We start from the raw sequence: 22,981 nt of genomic DNA, 5'->3' as shown, positions 1-22,981 counted from the left end.
CCCTTCGAGAGGATCACCATGCCGACCGTCGACCTCACCGCCAAGAGCTTCGAGGAGACCGTCACGACCGACGGCATCACCCTCGTGGACTGGTGGGCCTCCTGGTGTGGCCCGTGCCGCCAGTTCGCTCCCGTCTACGACGCCGCCAGCGACCAGCACCCCGACGTCACGTTCGGCAAGATCGACACGGAGGCCGAGCAGGAGCTGGCCGGTGCCGCCGGCATCACGTCGATCCCCACGCTCATGGCGTTCCGCGACGGCGTCCTCGTGTTCAGCCAGCCCGGCGCACTGCCGGCGCCCGCGCTGGACCAGGTGATCCAGGCCGTGCGCGACCTCGACATGGACGACGTGCACCGCCAGGTCGCCGAGGCGCAGGCCGCGGAGCCCGAGGTCCCCGAGGAGCTGCGGGACTGAGTCCCGTCCGGCCGGTCACGCGAGCCCGGCCAGCACCCGCGACGTGAGGTCGGCGGCACCGAGGTCGTCCGGCGAGGACGGGCGGGCGCCGATGCGCACCGCGACGACGTCGCGCGAGGGCACCACGGCCAGGACCTGGTTGCCGTAGCCGATCGCCCAGCGGGCGTCGGCCGGCACGTCCGGCGCCAGGCGGCCCGTGGTGGGCGGTCGGTCGGCGCCGAAGCCGGCGGCCCGCTCGATGGTCTGCACCCGGCCCTCGGCGTTGATCCACCACAGGCCGCCGTACGCGGCGTTCAGGTCGCTGGAGGACGTGCCCGTCAGCCGCTGCACCAGGTCGGCCGAGACGATCCGTCCGCCGTCCCAGCGGCCGTCACGGGCCACGAGCAGGCCGATCCGCGCCAGGTCGTCGCAGGACGAGCGGATGCCGGAGTACGTGGTGGTGGCGCCCGACGGGTCGCGGTCCCACGTCGTGTCACGCAGCCCGAGCGGGTCGAGCAGTCGCTCCCGCGCGAAGCCCTCGACGTCGCCACCCGTCGCCGAGGACAGGACCGCCGCCAGCACCTGGACGGCCATGTTGTCGTACTCCCAGTGCTCACCGGGCGGGTGCTCCTGCCCCACACCGAGCGAGAACGCCGTCTTGTCGGGCTCGCGACGGATCATCCGCCCGTAGTCGACGTCGTAGCTCCATCGCCGACCCGACGTCATGGACAGCAGCTGCTCGACCGTCACGTCGGCCGACGGCCCGTCCTGCCACTGCGGGACGTGCTCGGCCACCCGGTCGTCGAGCGAGAGGAGCCCGTCGTCGACGGCGATGCCGACGAGCAGGGCCGTGACGGACTTGGTGACCGAGTAGACCGGACCAGCGGTGCGCGCCGTCGCGCCAGGCGCCGTCCACCGGTGGACGAGCGTGCCGTCCTCGACCACGGCGACGCAGGTGCTGCCGGTCGCTGCCGCCGCGGCGTCGAGCTCGTCCCACCGGCCGGCCTCGTCGCGATCCCACTCCACCGCGGGCCAGACCTCGGGGGGCGGCGCGAGGGTGGGCAGCGAGCCACCCAAGGTGCCCCCGCTCGGGCGGTCGTCGTCGCCGGGCGCGGTCGTGCAGGCACCCGCGAGCGCGAGCAACGAGAGCAGGACGAGGGCAGCGCGCACCCGACCACTGTCTCACCGCACGCAGGGAGTGCGCAGGCTGCGGACCTCGCCGACGCGACCTAGGGTCGGTCCGGACCCACCTCCTCCGAAAGGAATCCCATGATCCTCATCGTCGTGAAGTTCGCCGTGCGACCCGAGCACGCCGAGACGTTCCCCGAGGCGGTCGGACCGTTCACCGAGGCCACGCGCGCCGAGCCGGGGAACCTCTTCTTCGAGTGGTCCCGCAGCCTCGAGGACGAGCACACCTACGTGCTGGTCGAGGGGTTCGAGGACGACGCCGCCGAGGCGCACGTGTCGAGCGACCACTTCGCGGCCGGCCTGGAGGCCATGCGCCCCCTGCTGGTCTCGACGCCCCAGATCATCAGCCACCAGGTCCCGGTCGACGGATGGGGACCGATGGGAGAGCTGCAGATCGACTGACCCGACGGTCCCATGGACGCCCTGCACGACGCGCTGGGACCGTGAGGGACAATGGTCGGATGCCCACGACCACCGACCTCAGGCTGCTGCTGAGGCATCCGGTCGACTTCGAGGTCGCCGAGGACCCGGCCGACTCGCGCTTCGTGTTCCGGGCTCCGGACGGCGAGCAGCGGGTCACGGCGACCGAGGCCATCGGCGCGCTCAGTCAAGGCATCCGGACCATGAACGCGGACGCCTCGGTGCGCGCCTGGGCCACGCCGGCCATCCTCGCCCTGCGTCTGATGGCCTCCGGCCGGCTGGCCGCTCCCGACTCGACCGCGGCCTCCCAGCTGCAGGAGGCAGCCCGCGCGATCGGCCCCGACCCGGCCTCGGCGCAGGCCAAGGTGCGGGGCTTCCTGTCCGCCCTGGCGGTCGATGCGCCCGCCGTCGCGACCCAGCCGCAGGATCTCGGTGCCGGCACTCCCGGACGCCCCGGGAGCTCGGCCTCGACGACCTCGCGCGACGGCGTCGCACCTCCGCCCCTGGTGGAGCGCGCGCCCGTGCGGCCGCGCCACTTCAGCGGCCAGCTCGTCGTGACCTTCCGTGCGGCGGAGGACTCCGACGATCCCGATCGACCCGTCGCGGACGTGCGACTGCGGGTCAAGCCGCTCGACGCCGCCTGGGCCGCGGTCGACGTGGCCGAGATCTGGCGCAAGGAGGACCACCACTTCGGACCGGGGTCCCGTCCCGGCGTGCGCACCCTGATCACCACGGCGGCCGCGGCGTGGCCGGCCCTCACGCGCCTGCTCGGCCGTCTGGACACCGGCTCCGTCCCCGTGACCGCGGCCGAGATCGGCGAGCTCGGACGCACCCCTGTCTCGAGCCTGCTGCGCGCCTACCGCATGGAGGTGCTCTGGCCGGACGGCCTCGTGCGCGAGCTCGACGCCCGCCCCACCGTGCGCCGCGTCGGTGAGGCGATGCCTCACGACCGCCCGCGGGCGTTCGCCCGGGCGCAGGTCTTCCGCTTCGACTGGAACCTCGCCCTCGGGGACGAGACGCTGACCTCCGCCGAGCTCGACCTGCTGGCCGAGTCCCAGCACGGGCTCGTCCAGCTCCGCGACCGCTGGGTCCTCGTCGACCCCGCCCGCACCCGGGCGATGCTCGAGCACCGCAGCCAGGAGATCACGGCACTGGAGGCACTGCGGGCCGCGGTCACGGGCGAGGTCGAGGTCGACGACGTCCGCACCCAGGTCGACACCGAGGGCTGGCTGGACGACGTGCGTCAGCGCCTCGCCCACCAGGGGTCGCGCGACCCGGTCGAGCCGTCGCCCCGGCTCGCAGGAACCCTGCGCGAGTACCAGCGCGACGGGCTGCGGTGGATGGCCCAGCTGGTCGACCTCGGGCTCGGCGGCATCCTCGCCGACGACATGGGCCTGGGCAAGACGGTCATGCTCATCGCGCTGCACCTGCACCTGGAGGACCTCGCCCGCGAGGCCGGCGACGAGCCCGCCCCCACCCTCGTCATCTGCCCGGCGTCCGTCGTGGGCAACTGGGAGCGCGAGATCCGACGCTTCGCCCCCGGCGTCGAGGTCCGCCGGCACCACGGCGCCGGACGCAGCCTCGACGGCGTGGAGAACGGCTTCGTGGTCACCACCTACGCCACCCTGCGACGCGACGCCCGCCTGCTGGCCACGTTCGAGCGCGGCTGGGGCGTCGTGGTCGCCGACGAGGCCCAGTACGTCAAGAACCAGCGCTCGGCCGGCGCGAAGGCCCTGCGAGCGATCCCCTCACCCGTGCGCCTGGCTCTCACGGGCACCCCGGTCGAGAACGGGCTGACCGAGCTCTGGTCGATCCTCGACTGGACCACGCCAGGGCTGCTGGGCGGGCTCGAGGAGTTCCGTCGTCGCTGGTCGCGGCCCATCGAGCGAGGGCAGGACCGCGACCGCGCGGGCGAGCTGTCCAGGCTCGTGCGTCCCTTCGTGCTGCGGCGCCGCAAGAGCGATCCCGGCATCGCCCCCGAGCTCCCGCCGAAGACCGAGACGGACTACCGGGTGCACCTGACCCGCGAGCAGGTCGGGCTCTACGAGGCGATCGTCCGCGAGGCCATGGCGCAGATCGAGGCGAGCGACGGCATGCAGCGTCGCGGGCTGGTCGTGCGGCTGCTGACCCAGCTCAAGCAGGTGTGCAACCACCCGGCCCAGCTGCTGCGCGAGCCGAGGAGCACGCTCGCGGGCCGCTCCGGAAAGCTGGAGATGCTCGACGAGCTGGTCGACGAGATCATCGCCGAGGACGGCGCGGTCCTGCTGTTCACGCAGTACGCCCAGATGGGTCACCTGCTCACCCGACACCTCGCCGAACGTCGGATCGACGCGCAGTTCCTGCACGGCGGCACCCCGGTCCCGGTCCGCGAGCAGATGGTCACCCGCTTCCAGGCGGGCGAGGTGCCGGTCTTCGTGCTGTCGCTCAAGGCCGGCGGCACCGGGCTCAACCTCACGCGGGCCGACCACGTGATCCACTACGACCGCTGGTGGAACCCCGCCGTCGAGGACCAGGCCACGGACCGCGCGCACCGCATCGGCCAGACCAAGCCGGTCCAGGTGCACCGGATCATCGCCGAGGGAACCATCGAGGAGTCGGTGGCCGAGCTCATCGCCTCCAAGCGGGCCCTGGCCGACGCCGTGGTGAACGCCGGCGAGGGCGCGCTCACGGAGCTGACGGACGCCGAGCTCGGGGACCTGGTCCGCCTGCGCCGCTGAGGGCGGCAGCACCAGCCTCGTCCCACGGACGGGCCTGCGACGGAGCGCGTGGAGGCCGAGACGTTGCATTGGTACTACCATTGCGGCACACTCGGGTGACCTGGCTCACGCCGGTCGCCCCGCTCCCGACCTCGGAGACCCTCATGGATCCCATCACCCCCGTGCACAGCACCGGCGTCCTGCTGCTCATCGCGGCCGTCGCGGTCGCCGTGCTCCTCGTGCTCATCATCGTCGTGCGCCTGCACGCGTTCATCGCGCTCGTGCTCGTCAGCCTTCTGACGGCCGTGGCCGCCGGCATCCCGCTGGCCGACGTACCTCTCGCGCTCACCTCGGGCTTCGGCTCCACGCTCGCCTCCGTCGCCCTGCTGGTCGGCTTCGGCGTGATGATCGGCAGGTTGCTCGAGGCGTCCGGAGGTGCCCAGGTGCTCGCCGACACCCTGGTCGGGCGCTTCGGCGAGGCGAGGGCACCCTTCGCGCTCGGCGTCGCCGCGTTCCTCTTCGGCCTGCCGATCTTCTTCGACGCCGGCCTCGTCGTGTTCCTCCCGATCATCCTCACGGTCGCGCGTCGCTTCGGCGGCTCCGTCCTGCTCTACGGCCTGCCCGCCGCGGGCGCCTTCGCCGCCACCCACGCCTTCCTCCCACCGCACCCCGGACCCGTCGCGGCGGGCACCGTCATGGGCGGAGACCTCGGCGTCGTGCTGCTCGTGAACCTGCCGATCGCGATCGTGGCCTGGTACGTCGGCGTCTACCTCTTCTCGCGCTACATCGGCGCTCGGGTGCACGTCGACGTGCCGACCCTGCTGCTCGGTGAGCAGCGCGACGGCACGGGGCGCGACGGCACGGGGCGCGACGCCGTGACCCCGCCGGCGTTCGGGCTCGTGCTGTCGATCCTGCTCGTGCCCCTCGTCCTCATCGGGCTCAACACCGTCCTCACGACCCTGGTCACGAACGGCACCATCGCCGAGGGCAACCGGGTCGTGGAGACGTTGGTGCTGCTGGGCAACACTCCCGTCGCGCTGCTGCTGACCCTGCTCGTGGCGATCGTGACGCTCGGCCGCCGAGACCGCAGCCTCGCCGAGACCGGACAGCTCCTCGACCAGTCGCTGGGTCCGGTGTGCTCGGTCATCCTGATCACGGGAGCCGGCGGCATGTTCGGCGGCGTGCTGCGCACCAGCGGCATCGGCGACGCCCTCACCGAGTCCCTCGGCGACCTCGGCGTCCCGCTGCTGCTCCAGGCCTTCCTGCTCGCCACCGCCCTGCGGGTGGCGCAGGGCTCGGCGACGGTCGCCCTCACCACGGCCTCGGGACTCATCGCCGGCCAGACCGTCGACCTGTCGGACCTGCAGATCGCGCTGCTCGTCACCGCCGTCGCGGCCGGGGCGACCGTGCTCTCGCACGTGAACGACTCCGGCTTCTGGCTCGTCAGTCGCTTCCTCGGCATGGACGAGAAGACGACGCTGCGCACGTGGACGGTGATGGAGACGACGCTGGGCGTGTCGGCCTTCGCGGTCGCCGCGGCCCTCTACCCCCTCGTCGGATGACCACGCCCGACAGCGACCTGCGGTCAGTCGTCGCGCATCTGGGCGACGACCTCGGCGCAGATCGCGTGCATGGCCGATCGGGCCGCCTCGCCGTCACGCTCGGCGACGGCACGCGCGACGGCCGCGTGCAGGCGACGCGCCTCGGGCTTGGGCTCGGACGGCATGAGGTGGTGGTCGGTCCGCCCGCGGAGCACCTCCTCGACCACGCCCCCGAGCGCCTGGAACATCACGTTGCCGGACGCCTGGAGCAGCAGACGGTGGAACGTCACGTCGAGCTCGAGGAACGACCGGAGATCGCCGCCGGCGCCGGTGCGCTCGAGGTCGTCGGCCAGGTCGAGCAGCTGCGACCGCACCTCGTCGGAGGCGTGGTGCGCGGCGAGCTCGGCGCTCGGCGGCTCCACGGCCGCGCGCAGCTGCGACAGCTGGCGCAGGAGGTGGGCACGTCCCGGTCCCGCCAGCCGCCAGCGGAGCACCGCGGGCGCGTAGTGGTCCCAACGGTCCTCCGGGAGCACGGTCACCCCGGTCCGACGCCGGCTCTCCACCAGGCCCATCGACGCCAGCACCTGCACGACCTCGCGGGCCACGGTGCGCGAGACCGCGTAGTCGGCACTGATCGAGTCGAGGGTCAGGGACTCACCGGGCGCCAGGCGGCCGTCGACGACGCGCGGACCCAGGTCGGCCAGGACCTCGGAGTGTGCCGTCACCATGGCGCTGACTCTAGAGCGTGGGAGGGAGCTCGATGACCGGCGCACTGCAGGTGGTCGTGATGGGGGTCTCCGGCACCGGCAAGAGCGAGGTGGGCAGCCGCGTCGCGGACCGACTCTCCATGACCTACGTCGAGGGCGACGCCCACCACCCGGCCGCCAACATCGCGAAGATGTCGGCGGGCACGCCCCTCACGGACGACGACCGGCGGCCGTGGCTCAAGGAGCTGGCGGGCATCCTCGCCGACCACGCCGCACGTGGGATCCCCACGGTGCTCGGCTGCTCGGCGCTGCGGCGGACCTACCGCGACCTGCTGCGTGGTGACCAGCCGCCCGGCTCCGTGGCGTTCCTGCACCTCGTGGCCGACGTGGACGTGCTCGACGCCCGGATGCGCCGTCGGGAGCACTTCATGCCCCCGACCCTCCTGCGCAGCCAGCTCGACACGCTCGAGCCGCTGGAGCCCGACGAGCTGGGCACGGCCATCGACGTCGACGCCCCGCTCGACCTGGTGGTCGACCGGGGCGTCGAGGCCGTGCGCGGTCTTCGCTAGAAGAGCCCGCACGTGGACAGGAACGGTGTTCCGGCCACCCGACCCTCGAGGAACGCGAAGGCGTTCGGGAACCCGGCGACCGCTCCCCCGACGTGCGTCGGCGTCACGAGGGTCTGGAACCGCACCTTCGCGCCCTTGGAGCACCAGGAGCGCGCCATGTCGCGGCCCTGCGCGTAGTCGACGACGTCGTCCAGCCCGGAGTGGGCGACGAGGCTCGGCACCGTGGGCCGCGCCGAGCCGAGACGTCGCTCGGCCAGGGCCGCGGCGATGTCCGGACGGCTCAGGAACGCCGAGATCGGTCGACCGTCGACCGTGAGGTCGCTCGTGCGGGTGAAGGCGAACGAGGCGACCCCGTCGATGGTGCAGCTGTCCTGCACGCGGTCGAGGAAGTCCTGGCCGCGCGCGTTGAGCAGGTCGCGGATGCCCAGCTGCGGCTCGGCGTCGTCGAGCGCCGCGACGGCGTACCCGAGGAACGCCGCGTACGGCGAGCCGTCGAGCTTCGGAGCCACCCGGGCGAGGTCGGCGGGGACCGCTCCGGCGTAGCCGCCCTTGAGCCTCAGCTCCGGCGCGTACCCGGCCGCGAGCTCCAGCGCGCCCGCGGCCGCGTTGCCGCCCTCGGAGTAGCCGGAGACCAGCACCGGTGCGGTGGAGGTGACGATGCCGAGCCGCTGCGCGGCGCGGACCGAGTCGAGGACGTTGCGCCCCAAGGACCTCGGGTCGACGTAGGGGTGGACGCCGGGCGTGCCGAGACCCTCGTAGTCGGTGACCGCGACCGTGTAGCCGCGCGCGAGCAGGCCCTTGATGAAGGCGCCCTCGTACTCGGTGCCGGCTGCCAGCTGCCGGGACGGCGCGCAGCGGTCGGCCATGCCCTGGGTGCCCACGGCGTAGGCCACGACCGGCCGCTCGCCTCGTCCGATCCAGCGGGTGCGCGGCTGCAGGACCGTGCCGGTGACCACCGTGGGTCCGTCGGCGTTGCCGCTCACGTACATGACGCGGGTGACGTCGGCCGGGGCCTTCAGCAGCTTCAACGGGTCGAGGTAGAACTGCGACGGCTCGCTGCGCACGACCGTGCCGGGCGCGCCCGACACCGAGGCCGGCGGGGTGTAGAAGTCGGCTGCGGACGCCGGCGGCGCGGCGACCAGCCCACCCGCGAGGGCCGCGGCGGCGGCGAGGGCCAGGCGTGTCCTGAGCCGCCGTGACCGGCGCGGACGCGGCGATCCGGTGCGGGCCTCGGGCGAGGACGTGGGCATGGACGTGGACATCGGCGACTCCCCCATCGCGCGACACCCTCGGACGCGCAGGGTGAGCGTGACAGTGACGCGCGTCACGCGTCAAGGGTGGGTCCGCCGGGAGCGGTGAGCGTCGTACGGACGTCCACCGCTCCCCACGTCTGCGCCGACGTCAGCCGGCCGAGACGATCTCGTTCGGCACGGCGGGCAGCGTCACCGAGTCGACGACGGCACCCGACGCGACGTCGACCTCGTGCAGCGTCCTGGTGCTCGGGTCGGTCACCCAGGCGGTGTCACCGTCGACGTGCAGCGTCGGACGGGGCTTCTGCCAGTCGAGCGGCTCGCGCCACGGCTCGAGCACGTCGATCGTGTCGAGCCTGTCCCCGGACTCGGCGTCGAGCACGTGCAGCGCACCGTCGGTCCCGAGGACGAGTGCCTCGCCCGCCGCCCCGCGCCCAAGGGACCGGAACGAGTAGCTGGTCCCGAGGTCGACGAGGCGGATCTCGTCGGACTCGGTGTCGACGAGGCTGATGCGCTCGGGGCGCTCGAGCTCGGCGTCCGCGTCGACCTTGTAGTCGCCGAGCACGACGCGCGAGCTGCTGCTGCCGGCCTGGTTGCCGATGCGGCCGTAGGCGTCCGGGCTGTCGATCTTCGTCATCTCGCCGTCGCGCACGACCACGACCCCGTCCTCGCAGCCGACGACGGCGACGCCGTCCGCAGCCGTGGCCTCGCCGTGCACGCCCGTGCAGTCGTCGGTGCGGGCCTTCTCGGTGCCGTCGGCCCCACGGAGCACCACGGTCGAGCGTTCGTCGGCCGTGCCCTCGGTGTGCAGGAGGTCGCCGTCCAGGTTCACGGCGACACCGTGGTGCGGAGTCGGCAGCTCCACGGTGTCCACGACGGTGGTCGGATCGTCGGTGTCGAGCTCCTGGATGGTGCCGGCGCCGTCGCTGAAGAGCAGCGTGGTGCCGTCGTGGACCGTCACGTGACCGGGCTCGGGCGCCTCGAAGGTCTCCCCGAGGCGCGGCTTGCCGGCCACGGCGTAGTGCGAGTGGTCGCCGTGCGCCTCGACCTCGACCCCGGTGTCGAGCAGCTGGAAGCCCTCGGTGGTGGACACGAACACGTGCCGGTCGTCGCCTGCCGGGTTCACCCGCACGAAGCCCTCGGACGGGAGCGTGGCCACGGGCTCGAGCGAGTCGCGGTCCAGCACGAGCAGACCCTCGTCGGTGGTGAGGACGAGGCGCGGGCCGGAGAGCTGCTGGCCGACGTCGGAGGCGGCGGTGTCGTCGTCGCCTCCCCCGCCGCCACATGCGGCGGCGCCCAGGGCGAGGGCGGACACGACGGCGGCCGCGCGCAGCCGGGATCGGTGGAACAGGTGCATGGGTACTCCCCTAGTCGAGAACGATTCCCATGAACAGTAACGGGAACGATTCTCGACACGAGCGCGGGGTCCTGCTCGCGCTCGCCCCTCACCCGTGCAGCAGCTCCACCCCGTCGCTCAGCCGGTAGGGCGAGGACTCCACGAGCGCACCGACGACACGGCGAAGGCGCGAGACCTCCGCGCGAGCGGTGACCTCGTGGCCGTCGTCGCCGAAGAGCGCGCGGCCGAGTCCCGCCGCGGTGATGCCGGCGGGACCGGCGGCCGCCACGATCCGGAGCACCTCCGCGTGCCGGGCCGAGAGCCCCACGCTCCAAGGCACTCCCGCGTGGTCGAGCGTCAGCAGTGGACGGTCTCCGCCGACCAGCCGGGCTCGCACGACGGCGTCGTCGGGCCGGGCCCGCAGCACCCACCCGTCACCCAGCCGTTCGGGCACGCACAGACCCAGGCCCAGCACACGCTGCGACAGGCCGGCGCACGGGGCGGCCACCCGTTCGGGTGCCCGCACACCGACGGCGCGGGCCACCCACCCGTGCTCGTCGACCAGGAGGTGGGGTCCCGCCGCGGCCGTGAGCAGCGGCTCGGTCGCGTCCCTCAGCCGGGCAAGGCTCGACTCGTGCTGACGACGCAGCTCCAGCTGGGCCAGGCGCACCGCCGTCCCGACCAGCGCGACGACCGCCGGGTGGAGGGTCATCGCCGGACCGCTCACGTCGACCACGCCGAGGAGGTCTCCCGTGACCGGGTCGTGGATCGGCGAGGCCGTGCAGTACCACGGGTGCTGGTGCTGCTCGAAGTGCTCGGCCGAGAACAGCTGCACCGGCGCCTGCTCCGCCAGTGCGGTGCCGATCGCGTTGGTGCCGACCACCTCCTCCGTCCAGAGCGCTCCCTCCTCGAAGCCGAGCGCGTCGGCCTGGCGACGCACCGCAGCAGCACCGCGCCGCCACAGGATCACGCCGTCGGCGTCCGTGAGCACGAGCAGGAAGTGCGAGGCCTCCGCGACGGGCTCGACCACCGAGGCCAGCTCCTCCACGACGAGACGCAGGCGCGAGTCCCGACGTCGGCGCTCGACCTCACCGGCCTTCAGCGGGTCGCGGGCGTTGGCGACGTCGGGCCGCACGCCGGCGCTCAGGGTGCGGGCCCACGACCGTGCGACCACGGGACGCAGGGGTGACGTCGACCGCGTCCCGGAGAGGACGGCGTCGCGGACCCGGGCGAGCTCCTGCGCGTGCCGACCCAGGTCGGTCCCCGGTCCGACCGCCGCGAAGCCTGCCATGGCGCCACCTCCGACCCGAGTGTGACCCCGGCCACGTTGCAACATCGTGCAACGGTTCCCGGGACCCCCGGCGGGGCGGTGTCCTGCAGGTCCACGGACACCCGAGGAGAGACCATGACCGAGCTGCTGGACCCGCCGACCGCAACCGACCCCGCCGACCCCTCGACCCGCGTCGAGACCTGGCTGCGCGACTTCGAGGACGCCCTGACCGCACGCGACACCGCGCGGGCGGCGTCACTCTTCGCGCCGACCAGCTTCTGGCGCGACCTCGTCTCCTTCACCTGGAACATCACGACCGTGGAGGACCCGGCCGGGGTGAGGTCGATGCTGGACGACGTGCTCGACCGCGTCGATCCGAGTGCCTTCACGCTCACAGAGCCGGCCACCGAGGCCGACGGCGTCGTGGAGGCCTGGATCGCGTTCGAGACCGGCGTCGGCCGCGGCAAGGGGCACCTGCGCCTCACCGACGAGGGGGCGTGGACGCTGCTCACGTCGCTGCGCGAGCTGAAGGGCCACGAGGAGAACCAGGGCGAGACCCGACCCCAGGGCGTCAGTCACGAGCTCTCCAAGGGCAGGCCGTCCTGGAAGGAGGAGCGGGACGCCGAGGAGGCCGACCTCGGGCACGGCACGCAGCCGTACGCGCTGGTCATCGGCGGCGGGCAGGGCGGCATCGCGCTCGGCGCCCGGCTCCGCCAGCTCGGCGTCCCGGCCCTCGTGGTGGACCGCCACGACCGGCCGGGCGACCAGTGGCGCTCGCGCTACAAGAGCCTCTGCCTGCACGACCCGGTCTGGTACGACCACCTGCCCTACCTGCCGTTCCCGAAGAACTGGCCGGTGTTCGCACCCAAGGACAAGGTGGGCGACTGGCTCGAGATGTACACCAAGGTCATGGAGCTGCCGTACTGGTCGCGCTCCACGGTGCGGTCGGCGACGTTCGACGAGGCCGCCGGCACGTGGAGCGTGACGGTCGAGCGCGACGGCGAGTCCATCGAGCTGCGGCCCACCCAGCTGGTGTTCGCGACCGGCATGTCGGGCAAGGCCAACGTCCCGGAGCTGCCGGGCCAGGACGTCTTCGCCGGCGAGCAGCAGCACTCCAGCCAGCACCCCGGCCCGGAGGCCTACTCGGGCAAGAAGGCCGTGGTGATCGGCTCGAACAACTCCGCCTTCGACATCTGCGGGGCGCTGTGGGAGAACGACGCGGACGTCACGATGGTGCAGCGCTCCTCCACGCACATCGTGAAGTCGGCCTCCCTCATGGACATCGGCCTGGGCGATCTCTACTCCGAGCGTGCCGTCGAGGCCGGCGTCACCACGGAGAAGGCCGACATGATCTTCGCCTCGCTGCCCTACCGGATCATGCACGAGTTCCAGATCCCGCTGTACGAGCAGATGGCCGAGCGGGACGCGGACTTCTACCAGCGGCTGGAGTCCGCAGGCTTCGACCACGACTGGGGCGACGACGGCTCCGGCCTGTTCATGAAGTACCTGCGCCGCGGGTCGGGCTACTACATCGACGTCGGCGCGGCCGAGCTCGTCGCGGACGGGCGGGTGAAGCTCGCGCACGGCCAGGTGGACCACCTGACCGAGACGTCCGTGGTCCTGGCCGACGGCACCGAGCTCGAGGCCGACCTCGTGGTCTACGCCACGGGCTACGGCTCGATGAACGGCTGGGTGGCCGACATCGTCGACCAGGACACCGCAGCCCGCGTCGGCAAGTGCTGGGGCCTCGGATCGGAGACGACCAAGGACCCCGGTCCGTGGGAGGGCGAGCAGCGCAACATGTGGAAGCCCACCCAGGTCGAGAACCTGTGGATGCATGGCGGCAACCTGCACCAGTCGCGGCACTACTCGCTGTACCTGGCGCTGCAGCTGAAGGCCCGGTACGAGGGCATCCCGACCCCCGTCCACGGGCTGCAGGAGGTCCATCACACGGCCTGACGGACCGGACCGCGGGTGCCGCCGGCCGATGACGCCGCGCCGGCACCCGCGGTTTGACGTGCTCTACGTGGTCCGGTTGGGTCGAAGGACTGCCCGACCGAGGAGGAACCGAGTGACCACCCTGTTCATCGACGGCCGGTGGCGCGACGCGAGCGACGGCGAGACCCGCCAGATCCGCTGCCCCGCCGACGGCCACCACGTCACCACGGTCGCCGAGGCGACCGCCGACGACGCCCGCGACGCCGTCGCCGCTGCTCGCACCGCGTTCGACGACGGCCCCTGGCCCCGCACGCCCTCCCCCGAGCGCGCCGCGCTCCTGCACCGCCTCGCCGACCGGCTCGAGGCCGAGAAGGAGACCGTCGCGCGCCTGGAGGCCCTCGACACCGGCAAGCGGATGGTCGAGGCCCGCATCGACATGGACGACGTGATCGGCGTCTTTCGTCACTTCGCCGGGCTGGCCCAGGCCGACGCCGGCCGCGTCGTCGATGCCGGCATGCCGGCCGTGAGGAGCCGGATCGTCCACGAGCCGGTGGGCGTGTGCTCCCTCATCACGCCGTGGAACTTCCCGCTGCTGCAGACGTCGTGGAAGGTCGCGCCTGCGCTGGCCGCCGGCTGCACGTTCGTGCTCAAGCCGAGCGAGCTCACCCCCTCGACCGCGATCTGGTTGGTGCGCACCTTGGCCGACCTCGGTCTGCCCGACGGTGTCGCGAACCTGGTGCTCGGCGCGGGCGACCGCGTCGGCCCGGCCCTCACCGAGCCGCGCGAGGTCGACCTCGTCTCGTTCACCGGGGGGCTGGCCACCGGCCGTCGCATCATGGCGTCCGCCGCCCCGACCGTGAAGAAGATCGCCCTCGAGCTCGGGGGCAAGAACCCCAACATCGTCTTCGCCGACGCCGACTGGGACGCGGCGATCGACAACGCCCTCACCGCGGTGTTCCTGGACTCTGGGCAGGTCTGCTCCGCCGGTACCCGGCTCGTCGTCGAGGACTCGATCCACGACGCGTTCGTCGACGAGCTCGTCGAGCGTGCGGCCCGCATCCGGCTCGGTGGGCCCGACGACGAGCAGGCCGAGACCGGTCCGCTCATCAGCGCCGCGCACCGCGAGAAGGTCGAGGCCTACGTGGCCGCCGGCATCGAGGAGGGTGCGGTGCTGCGCGTCGGCGGAGCCCGACCCGACGACGCCGCGCTCGCCGACGGCTTCTACTACCTCCCCACCATCCTCGACGAGTGCTCGGCCGACATGTCCTGCGTGCAGGACGAGAGCTTCGGGCCGGTCCTCACGGTGGAACGGTTCACCGGCGCCGACGCCGACGGCCTCGAGGAGGCCGCGGTCTCGATCGCGAACGACACGATCTACGGGCTGGCCGGCGCCGTGTGGACCCAGGACGCCGGTCGCGCCGAGCGCGTCGCCTCGCGTCTGCGGCACGGCACCATCTGGATCAACGACTACCACCCCTACGTGCCCCAGGCCGAGTGGGGCGGCTTCAAGCAGAGCGGCATCGGCCGCGAGCTGGGGCTCGCCGGGCTCGACGAGTACCGCGAGTCCAAGCACGTCTGGCACAACACCCGTCCCGCGCCGACCGGCTGGTTCGGCGCCCCGCCCGACGAGCCCAGCACCGACGAGCCCAGCACCGAGGAGCACGCGTGAAGAGCTACGACTACGTCATCGTCGGCGGCGGGTCCGCCGGCTCCGCCCTGGCCAACCGGCTGAGCGCCGACCCCTCCACGAGCGTGCTGGTGCTCGAGGCCGGGCGCCCCGACACCAAGCTGGACCCGTTCATCCACATGCCTGCGGCCCTGCCTTACCCGATCGGCAACCCGCTCTACGACTGGCGCTACGAGTCCGAGCCCGAGCCCCACATGGGTGGCCGGCGCGTCTTCCACGCCCGCGGCAAGGTCCTCGGCGGCTCGTCGAGCATCAACGGCATGATCTTCCAGCGCGGCAACCCGCTCGACTACGAGCGGTGGGCCGGTGAACCGGGCCTCGAGCACTGGGACTACGCCCACTGCCTGCCGTACTTCAAGCGCATGGAGACCTGCATGGCCGGTGCCGACGCGTGGCGCGGCGGTTCCGGTCCGCTCGTGCTGGAGCGCGGTCCCGCCACGTCCCCGCTCTTCGGGGCGTTCTTCGAGGCCGTCCAGCAGGCGGGCCACCCCCTCACCGACGACGTGAACGGCTACCGCCAGGAGGGCTTCGCCAAGTTCGACCGCAACGTGCACCGCGGACGACGACTCAGCGCCAGCCAGGCCTACCTGGCACCGGTCAAGCACCGCAAGAACCTGACCGTGCACACGCTCTCGTTCGTCACGGGCCTGAGGACGCAGGGGAACCGCGTGACGGGTGTCGACTACGTGCGCGGCGGACGGCTCGAGCGCTCGGTGCAGGCCGGTGAGGTCGTCCTGTGCGGCGGCGCCTTCAACTCCCCCCAGCTGCTGCAGCTGGCCGGCATCGGCAACGCCGAGGAGCTGCGCGCCCTGGGCATCGACCCGGTCGTCGACCTGCCCGGCGTCGGCGAGAACATGCAGGACCACCTCGAGGTCTACATCCAGCACGCCTCCAAGCAGCCGGTGTCGATCGCGCCGTGGCTCAAGCACCGCCACAAGCCGCGCATCGGCGCCGAGTGGATGTTCCTGCGCCGCGGCGTCGGCGCCTCGAACCACTTCGAGGCCGGCGGCTTCGTCCGCAGCAACGACCAGGTCGAGTACCCGAACCTGATGTTCCACTTCCTGCCCATCGCCATCCGGTATGACGGGTCCAAGCCCGCGGGTGGCGAGGAGCACGGCGGGCACGGGTACCAGGTGCACATCGGACCCATGTACTCCGACGTGCGCGGCTCGCTCAAGATCAAGAGCCGCGATCCCCGTGAGCACCCAGCCCTGCGGTTCAACTACCTGTCGACCGAGAACGACCGACGCGAGTGGATCGAGATGATCCGCGCCGCGCGCGACATCCTCGAGCAGCCCGCGTTCTCGGCCTTCAGCGCCGGCGAGATCTCCCCCGGCCCGTCCGTGGAGACCGACCAGGAGATCCTCGACTGGGTCGCCAAGGACGCCGAGACCGCCCTGCACCCCTCGTGCACGGCCAAGATGGGCACCGACGACCTCAGCGTCGTCGATCCCGCCACCATGCGGGTGCACGGCACCGAGGGGCTGCGGGTCGTCGACGCGTCGGTCTTCCCGTACGTCACGAACGGCAACATCTACGCGCCGGTGATGATGGTGGCCGAGAAGGCCGCCGACCTCATCGCGGGGAACACACCCCTGGCGCCCCAGGACGTGCCGTTCTACCGTCACGGGACCGGGATGCCCCTGTGGCCCGAGGGCGACCCGCGCAACGACGCCGCCCCCGGCACGGTGGCGGCACCCACGGCAGGAGACCGACGATGAGCACTCCCACCACCGACGACGTGCGCACGGACAACCGGCCGGACGCGTCTCCCCCGGTGAACTGGGTGGTGCTCGGCGCGGCCGCCGGCGTCACCCTCGCCGTGAGCCTGTGGTGCGTGATCGCCCCGGAGAACGCGGAGTCCACCCTCGGCAGCGTGGTCACCTGGACCACCGAGTGGCTCGGCTGGTACTACATCCTGCTGGCGACGGTCATCCTCGGGTTCGTCGTCTACCTCGGCGTCTCCCGCCACGGCCGCACCCGGCTCGGGCCCGAGCACTCGCGACCGGAGTTCAGCACCTTCTCGTGGGCGGCCATGCTGTTCGCCGCCGGCATCGGCACCGACCTCATGTTCTTCGCCGTCGCCGAGCCGGTCACGCAGTACCTCGCTCCCCCGTCCGGGCAGCCCGAGACCGTCGAGGCGGCGCGCGAGGCCACGGTCTGGACCCTCTTCCACTACGGCATCACCGGCTGGGGCATGTACGCCCTCATGGGCATCGCGCTCGGCTTCTTCGCCTACCGCATGAACCTCCCGCTCGCGATCCGCTCCGCGCTCTACCCGCTGATCGGGCGGCGGGTCGACGGGTACGCGGGCGACGCGGTCGACACGGCGGCCGTGCTGGGCACGATCTTCGGCGTCGCCACCACGCTCGGCATCGGGGTGGTGCAGCTGAACTTCGGCCTGAACCAGCTCATGGGCGTGCCGCAGAACAAGGCCGTGCAGATCGGCATCGTGATCGTGGGGGTCGGCGCAGCCACCGTGTCGGCGGTCTCCGGCGTCGACAAGGGCATCAAGCGGCTCTCGCAGCTGAACGTGTTCCTCGCGATCGGGCTGGCCGCCTGGATCCTCGTCACCGGCAAGACCGCGTACCTGCTCAACGCGCTGGTGCTGAACGTCGGCGACTTCGTGCGCCTGTTCCCCGACATGACCATGCAGACGTTCGCCTACGAGGACACCGGCGACTGGATGAGCTACTGGACGTTGTTCTTCTGGGCCTGGTGGATCGCCTGGTCGGCGTTCGTGGGGCTGTTCCTCGCGCGCATCTCGCGGGGCCGGACCATCCGGCAGTTCGTGGCGGGCACGCTGATCATCCCGTTCCTGTACATCCTCATGTGGGTCTCGATCTTCGGGAACTCCTCCATCGACCTCATCCGCCAGGGCGACCGCGCGTTCGGGGAGCTGGCGATGAACACGCCCGAACAGGGCTTCTACACCTTCCTGGCCGAGTACCCGGCGTTCCCGCTCATCGCCTCGATCGCGACGTTCGTCGGCCTGCTGTTCTACGTGACCTCGGCCGACTCCGGCGCCCTCGTGATGGCCAACCTGTCGTCGAGGATGACCGGCGCGCACGCCGACGGCGGGCGTCGGCTGCGCATCTTCTGGGCCGCGGTCACCGGCGCGCTCACCATCGCCCTCCTGCTCGTCGGCGGGGTCCTCGCACTCCAGTACGCGACGATCATCATGGGCCTGCCGTTCGCCTTCGTCATGATCCTCGTGATGATCGGGCTCCACCGCGCGCTGCGCGTCGAGGCGCTGATCGAGGACTCCCGTGCGGGCTCGATGCCCGGCGCGCTCTCCGGTCGCAGCGGGGGGTCCGCCCCCTCGGCGCCGCACTGGAAGGCGAGGCTGCGCCGGGTCATGAGCTTCCCGACCCCGTCGAAGGCCGACGACTTCCTGGTCCGCACCGTCACCCCGGCGCTGGAGGAGGTCGCTCGCGAGCTCGCGTCGACCGGCGTCGAGGCCGCCGTCGCCACGACCGCCGATGACGAGGGCCGACCGGGCGTCGAGCTGACCGCGTCGGTGGGCGACGGCGAGCCGTTCTGCTACCGCGTCATCCGCTGCGAGGTGCCGATCCCGGTCTACAGCGGGAGCCTGATGCCGCGCGACGACGACCGCTACTCCCGCCTCGAGGTCCACCTGAGCCGCGGCGGGCAGGGCTACGACGTCATGGACTACACGCACGGTCAGCTGATCGACGACGTGCTCGACGCCTACGAGGGACACCTGGAGTTCCTGCGGCTCGAGGACGGCACCACGCTCTAGCCGGAAGGGGAACGACGGAGCCGGCCCAGGGGAAGTGATCCGGCCCCGTCGTCCATCCCGAGAGAAGGTCGTTCTCCCATCGCCCGGGCGGTGAGGTGCCTGAGCGTCCCTCCATCAGAACCGAAGGTCAACCACAGGTCAAGGGTTGACGGGCGTCGATGCCTCGTCGGCGGGCCAGCGGTTCTCGCCGAGCAGCGCGGCGAGGGGCCGCGGGGACGTCCAGCGCTCCTGCTCGAGCATCGGGCGGTCGTAGAAGGCGTGGACCGGGCCCAGGCAGAGGATCGCGATGGGCTCCGCACCGACGGGCATCCCGATCTCGGCGGCGACGACCTCCGGGTCGAACAGCGAGACCCAGCCCATGCCGTAGCCCTCGGCCCGCGCGGCCAGCCAGAGGTTCTGGATCGCACAGGAGGCGGAGGCGAGGTCCATGTGCGGCATCGTGCGTCGACCGAACACGTGTCGGTCACGGTCGTCGGTCAGGGCCACCACCAGCAGCTCCGCGCAGTCCAGCACGCCCTCGACCTTGAGCCGCATGAACTCCTCGGACCGCTCCCCCATCGCCTGGGCGGTGAGGCGTCGCTCGGTCTCGACGTGGGCGTGCAGCCGCAGCCGCAACGAGCGGTCCGTGACCCGGACGAACCGCCACGGCTGCATCAGCCCGACGCTGGGGGCTCGGTGCGCGGCCTCGAGCAGCCGGGCCAGCACGTCCGAAGGAACCTCACCCCCGGCGAAGTGGCGCATGTCCCGACGTTCGGCGATCACCCGGTGCACGGTCTCCCGCTCGTGGTCCGGATAGGCGTGCTCGGTCACGGCCGCGACGCTAGCAAGCCCCTGGCACGATGAACCCATGGGGCGAGAGCGGGTGCTGGCCGACGCGGAGCGCCGTGGGCTGGAGGTCGAGCTCGTCGAGCGCCCTGCGGCCGGGAGCCTCGAGGAGGCCGCCGCCCTGCTCGGTGTGCCGCCCGGCGACATCGTCAAGACGCTCGTGGTGCAGCACGGCGACGCGTTCGTGCTCGTCCTCGTGCCCGGCGACCGACAGATCTCCTGGCCGCTCCTGCGCACCGCCCTCGGCGTGAACCGGGCGCGGATGCCCGACGCCGACGCCGCGTTCGCCGCCACCGGGTACGAACGCGGGACCATCACGCCGCTCGGCACCACCTCCGCCCTGCCGGTCGTGGCCGACGCCTCGGTGCTCGGACGGCGCATCGCCCTCGGCGCCGGCGAGCACGGGTGGAGCGTCTGGGTCGACGCCGACGCACTCGTGACCGCCCTCGACGCCCAGGTCGCCGAGGTCACGACGACCTGACCGGCGCGGGTGCCTTCGCCCAGCGAGCCTCCCACGGCGGATCGTGCACGAAAGCGACCACGCCGACCGTCACCCACCCGTAGGATCTCGCCCGTGGAGGGAGCCACGCGACGTCTCAGGCTGCCCGCGACCGCCCGGTCCGGGCTGCTCGCGGTGCTGCTGTGCGCCGTCCTGGCCACGCTCGTCGCCGGGACTCCGGCGTCCGCGGCCAAGGCCGACCCACGCCTCACCCGCCCGGTCTACGTGGACCCGACGGGCGCGGCCGCGAAGGCGGCGGCGAAGGACAGCCGCTTCGCGAAGATCGGCTCACGGGGCCAGGCGCTCTGGGTCACCGACGGGTACTCCGCGTCGACCGTGCGGTCGAAGGTCGAGGCCTACGCGAAGCGCGCGGTCAAGGCCCGGCGCACCCCGCTCGTGGCCGTCTACGCGATCCCCGGCCGCGACTGCGGCCAGCACTCGGCAGGTGGCCTGAGCCCCGCGCGCTACAAGGCCTGGGTCACCCAGGTGGCGGCCGGCCTGAAGGGTCGCAAGGCCATGGTCGTGCTCGAGCCCGACGCCGTCGCCCTCATGGGCGCGTGCAGCGGTCAGGGCGACCGGGCCGCACTCCTGCGCCACGCCGTCTCGAGTCTGACGTCGGCCGGCGCGTGGGTGTACCTCGACGCCGGGCACAGCAGCTGGCAGTCCCCCGACGTGATGGCCGACCGCCTCGTCTCCTCCGGCGTCCGGACCGCGCGCGGGTTCGCCGTCAACGTGTCGAACTTCCGACCGACGAAGGACGAGGCCGCGTACGCCTCCCAGGTGCTGACCGCCCTGCGCAAGCGCGGCGTGACCGGGAAGCGCTACGTCCTCGACACGTCCCGCAACGGTGCCACGACACCTCCTGACGCATGGGACTTCTGCAATCCCCGGGCCGCTCGGATCGGGCGGGCTCCGGCCGTCGTCAACCGGTCCGGGCTCGACGCGTACCTGTGGGTGAAGCGGCCGGGCGAGTCCGACGGCACGTGCCAGGGCGGCCCGACCGCGGGCCGGTGGTGGGCCACCGGCGCGCTGCGGCTGCTCGCACGCTGAGGTCCGAGCCCTCAGACCACGAAGGTGGCGGCGAGCACGAAGTAGACCGCCGCGCCGGCCGCGATCATCAGGCACAGGAACGACACCGTGATGGCACCCAGGCGCATCCGCATGCCCGTGATGCTGCGCACGCCGAGCACGACCGCGACGAGTGGCGCGAGCACCCACAGCGTCGTCCAGACGTCCGCGTAGGGGTCGTCGGGCGCACCGAAGCCGCTCGCCGTCAGCAGGGCGAGCAGCCCGAGGACGTACCAGGGAAGCAGCAGCGGGAGGCTGCCCTTCACCGCCGCGCCGAACGCCATCGCGATGCCACCTCGAGCGCTCGGCGCGAGTGGACCGTCGGGCAGCGGCGCTCCGACCTGAGGGCCCGCGAGCCGGGGGAAGAACCGCTTGCGCCTCAGGACCAGGAGCACGAGGGCGATGCCGACCGAGATCATCCACCACGCGTCGGCCGAGAGGTCGTCCATCGCGCGGGGCCGGGTGGACGACGGTGCGAGGTCGAGGCTCGCCCACGCGACCATCGGCACCACGGCCAGCACCGCGGCACTGGCGCCGAGACCGAGCAGCAGCGAGACGAGACGGGTCCAGCGGGTGACCGACGGTCCGGCGTGCCCGAGCGCCTCCGGCGCGGCGTCCTGCTCCGGAGGACGCCGCCGGTCCCCCAGCTCACCCGGACGCGACAACGGTCGGATCATCGGCTCGGCCACAGGGTCCGCGGCGGGTCGCGGTGCCGGGCCGGTGGGCAGCACCGCGGCGGGCTGGGCGGAGGATCGGGCCGCTGCGTGGGTGTCGACGTCCGAGGCCGCGGCCGACAACGCGGCCGCCATGGAGCCGACCCCGTCGTACCGGTCGGCCGGGTCGATCGCCATGGCCTTCTGGACGACCGCCGCCAGCGAGGCGCCGACCCAGGGGGCACTCGCGCGCGGGTCGGGCCGGGCCTGGGTGCGGTGCGCCATCAGCTGGGTGGCCATCGCGCCCTCGAACGGCGCCCGGCCCGTCAGGCACTCGAACAGGAGGCAGCCGACGGAGTAGACGTCGCTGCGCTCGTCCGCGCGGCCGTCGTACTGCTCCGGTGCCATGTAGTGCGGCGTGCCGGCGACGGTGGCGGTCGCGTCGGAGGCCGCGCGCGCGATGCCGAAGTCGACGATCTTGATGCCACCGGCGGGGGTGACCAGCACGTTGGCGGGCTTGATGTCGAGGTGCAGGATCCCGGCTCGGTGGCAGGCCGCGAGCCCGTCGAGCACGCCCAGGACCACGACCACGGACCTCGGGCTCGGCCCGCGCTGGGCCAGGAGGTCGCGCAGCGAGGTGCCCTCGACGAGCTCCATCACCAGGTGCGGGACCACCTCGCCGTCGCCGTCGGGCATGCGCACCAGGTCGTGCACGGTGACCACGTTCGGGTGCGACACCCGCGCCAGCGTCTCGACCTCGCGGGTGATGCGACGCATGGCGCGAGGGTCGTCGGCCAGGAAGTGCGAGAACCGCTTGATCGCGACCTGGCGGCCGAGGTGGCGGTCGACGGCGCGGAAGACGACCCCGTGGTTCCCCGCCCCGATACGTCCTTGGAGCGTGAAGCGGCCGGCGTCCACCTGGGGCTCCACCGTGTCGCGGCCGTCCGTGCCCGGCGACGGTGGCGACGACACGGGAACCTCCGGCGCCGGCACCACCGGCGCCACGACGGGGACCTCGGCGGTGACGGCGTCGTCCCGCGGGACCGTGCGGCCGTGGCTGGACCCGTGCGGGCGGTCGTGCACCGGGACGTGCCCGTGCGCGTGCCCCTCGGCGGACGCCACGAACCAGCTCGTCCACCGTCGGCGACGGCTCCGCTGATCAGCCATGGGCACCATTG

Annotated in this window: 18 protein-coding genes; 11 read left to right on the top strand and 7 right to left on the bottom strand. The window is 72.6% G+C overall.

The window, feature by feature from the left end:
* Positions 1–18 precede the first annotated feature (18 nt).
* The gene (locus RQG84_RS14310) at positions 19–414 is read left to right on the top strand and encodes a co-chaperone YbbN (protein ID WP_055967775.1); all 396 of its coding nucleotides are present in this window, start codon (positions 19–21) and stop codon (positions 412–414) included.
* Between the two features lie 15 nt (positions 415–429).
* Here the strand turns inward: RQG84_RS14310 and RQG84_RS14305 are convergent, their stop codons facing one another.
* Positions 430–1,563, bottom strand: coding sequence for a serine hydrolase (locus RQG84_RS14305; RefSeq protein ID WP_311210542.1), 1,134 nt, complete (start codon positions 1,561–1,563; stop codon positions 430–432).
* Positions 1,564–1,662: 99 nt separating this feature from the next.
* On the opposite strand from RQG84_RS14305, the gene RQG84_RS14300 reads away from it, so the two are divergent.
* The 3 genes from RQG84_RS14300 (at position 1,663) to RQG84_RS14290 (ending at position 6,259) form a co-directional block, all read left to right on the top strand.
* Entirely contained in the window at positions 1,663–1,983 is a 321-nt protein-coding gene (locus tag RQG84_RS14300; protein WP_311210541.1) for a putative quinol monooxygenase, read from the top strand.
* A 59-nt stretch (positions 1,984–2,042) separates the two neighbouring features.
* On the top strand, positions 2,043–4,718 hold the full coding sequence (locus tag RQG84_RS14295; protein ID WP_311210540.1) for a DEAD/DEAH box helicase: 2,676 nt from the start codon (positions 2,043–2,045) through the stop codon (positions 4,716–4,718).
* A 143-nt stretch (positions 4,719–4,861) separates the two neighbouring features.
* The gene (locus RQG84_RS14290; protein ID WP_311210539.1) at positions 4,862–6,259 is read left to right on the top strand and encodes a gluconate:H+ symporter; all 1,398 of its coding nucleotides are present in this window, start codon (positions 4,862–4,864) and stop codon (positions 6,257–6,259) included.
* A 23-nt stretch (positions 6,260–6,282) separates the two neighbouring features.
* On the opposite strand, the gene RQG84_RS14285 is transcribed toward RQG84_RS14290, so the two are convergent.
* Positions 6,283–6,966 carry a FadR/GntR family transcriptional regulator gene (locus tag RQG84_RS14285; protein WP_055967765.1) on the bottom strand — a complete coding sequence of 228 codons (684 nt, stop codon included), beginning with the start codon at positions 6,964–6,966 and terminating at the stop codon, positions 6,283–6,285.
* A gap of 32 nt (positions 6,967–6,998) precedes the next feature.
* On the opposite strand from RQG84_RS14285, the gene RQG84_RS14280 reads away from it, so the two are divergent.
* Positions 6,999–7,514 carry a gluconokinase gene (locus RQG84_RS14280; protein ID WP_311210538.1) on the top strand — a complete coding sequence of 172 codons (516 nt, stop codon included), beginning with the start codon at positions 6,999–7,001 and terminating at the stop codon, positions 7,512–7,514.
* On the opposite strand, the gene RQG84_RS14275 is transcribed toward RQG84_RS14280, so the two are convergent.
* The 3 genes from RQG84_RS14275 to RQG84_RS14265 form a co-directional block, all read right to left on the bottom strand.
* Entirely contained in the window at positions 7,511–8,842 is a 1,332-nt protein-coding gene (locus RQG84_RS14275) for a lipase family protein (protein WP_311210537.1), read from the bottom strand. The two genes, RQG84_RS14280 and RQG84_RS14275, sit on opposite strands and share 4 nt — an antisense overlap.
* A gap of 73 nt (positions 8,843–8,915) precedes the next feature.
* Positions 8,916–10,121, bottom strand: a complete 1,206-nt coding sequence (locus tag RQG84_RS14270) for a hypothetical protein (protein WP_311210536.1) — start codon at positions 10,119–10,121, stop codon at positions 8,916–8,918.
* A gap of 88 nt (positions 10,122–10,209) precedes the next feature.
* On the bottom strand, positions 10,210–11,391 hold the full coding sequence (locus tag RQG84_RS14265; protein WP_311210535.1) for a GAF domain-containing protein: 1,182 nt from the start codon (positions 11,389–11,391) through the stop codon (positions 10,210–10,212).
* Positions 11,392–11,505: 114 nt separating this feature from the next.
* Between RQG84_RS14265 and RQG84_RS14260 the strand changes: the two genes are divergently transcribed.
* The 4 genes from RQG84_RS14260 (at position 11,506) to betT (ending at position 18,758) form a co-directional block, all read left to right on the top strand.
* Positions 11,506–13,329, top strand: coding sequence for an NAD(P)/FAD-dependent oxidoreductase (locus tag RQG84_RS14260; protein ID WP_311210534.1), 1,824 nt, complete (start codon positions 11,506–11,508; stop codon positions 13,327–13,329).
* Positions 13,330–13,441: 112 nt separating this feature from the next.
* A complete protein-coding gene (locus RQG84_RS14255) occupies positions 13,442–14,977 on the top strand; it encodes an aldehyde dehydrogenase family protein (RefSeq protein WP_311210533.1) in 1,536 nt (511 codons plus the stop codon).
* A complete protein-coding gene (gene betA, locus RQG84_RS14250) occupies positions 14,974–16,716 on the top strand; it encodes a choline dehydrogenase (protein ID WP_311210532.1) in 1,743 nt (580 codons plus the stop codon). Before RQG84_RS14255 ends, betA begins: the two co-directional genes overlap by 4 nt.
* Positions 16,713–18,758: a choline BCCT transporter BetT gene (betT, locus tag RQG84_RS14245; protein ID WP_311210531.1), complete on the top strand. Its 2,046-nt coding sequence runs from the start codon at positions 16,713–16,715 to the stop codon at positions 18,756–18,758. Before betA ends, betT begins: the two co-directional genes overlap by 4 nt.
* 138 nt (positions 18,759–18,896) lie before the next feature.
* Here betT and bluB read toward each other — a convergent pair whose 3' ends face one another.
* Complete coding sequence (bluB, locus tag RQG84_RS14240) at positions 18,897–19,568, bottom strand: 5,6-dimethylbenzimidazole synthase (RefSeq protein WP_311210530.1); 672 nt, start codon at positions 19,566–19,568, stop codon at positions 18,897–18,899.
* 37 nt (positions 19,569–19,605) lie between these two features.
* Between bluB and RQG84_RS14235 the strand changes: the two genes are divergently transcribed.
* Together RQG84_RS14235 and RQG84_RS14230 are read left to right on the top strand one after the other, a co-directional pair.
* The gene (locus RQG84_RS14235) at positions 19,606–20,064 is read left to right on the top strand and encodes an aminoacyl-tRNA deacylase (RefSeq protein ID WP_056554407.1); all 459 of its coding nucleotides are present in this window, start codon (positions 19,606–19,608) and stop codon (positions 20,062–20,064) included.
* A 93-nt stretch (positions 20,065–20,157) separates the two neighbouring features.
* Entirely contained in the window at positions 20,158–21,132 is a 975-nt protein-coding gene (locus RQG84_RS14230) for a glycoside hydrolase family 6 protein (RefSeq protein WP_311210529.1), read from the top strand.
* A gap of 11 nt (positions 21,133–21,143) precedes the next feature.
* Here RQG84_RS14230 and RQG84_RS14225 read toward each other — a convergent pair whose 3' ends face one another.
* Complete coding sequence (locus RQG84_RS14225; RefSeq protein WP_311210528.1) at positions 21,144–22,970, bottom strand: serine/threonine-protein kinase; 1,827 nt, start codon at positions 22,968–22,970, stop codon at positions 21,144–21,146.
* Positions 22,971–22,981: the final 11 nt, after the last annotated feature.

The sequence above is a fragment of the Aeromicrobium sp. WCS2018Hpa-31 genome, from assembly GCF_031843905.1.
Classification (GTDB): domain Bacteria; phylum Actinomycetota; class Actinomycetes; order Propionibacteriales; family Nocardioidaceae; genus Aeromicrobium.
Note: the sequence above shows the minus strand (reverse complement) of the source record. Positions and strands in the feature narration are given on the sequence as shown.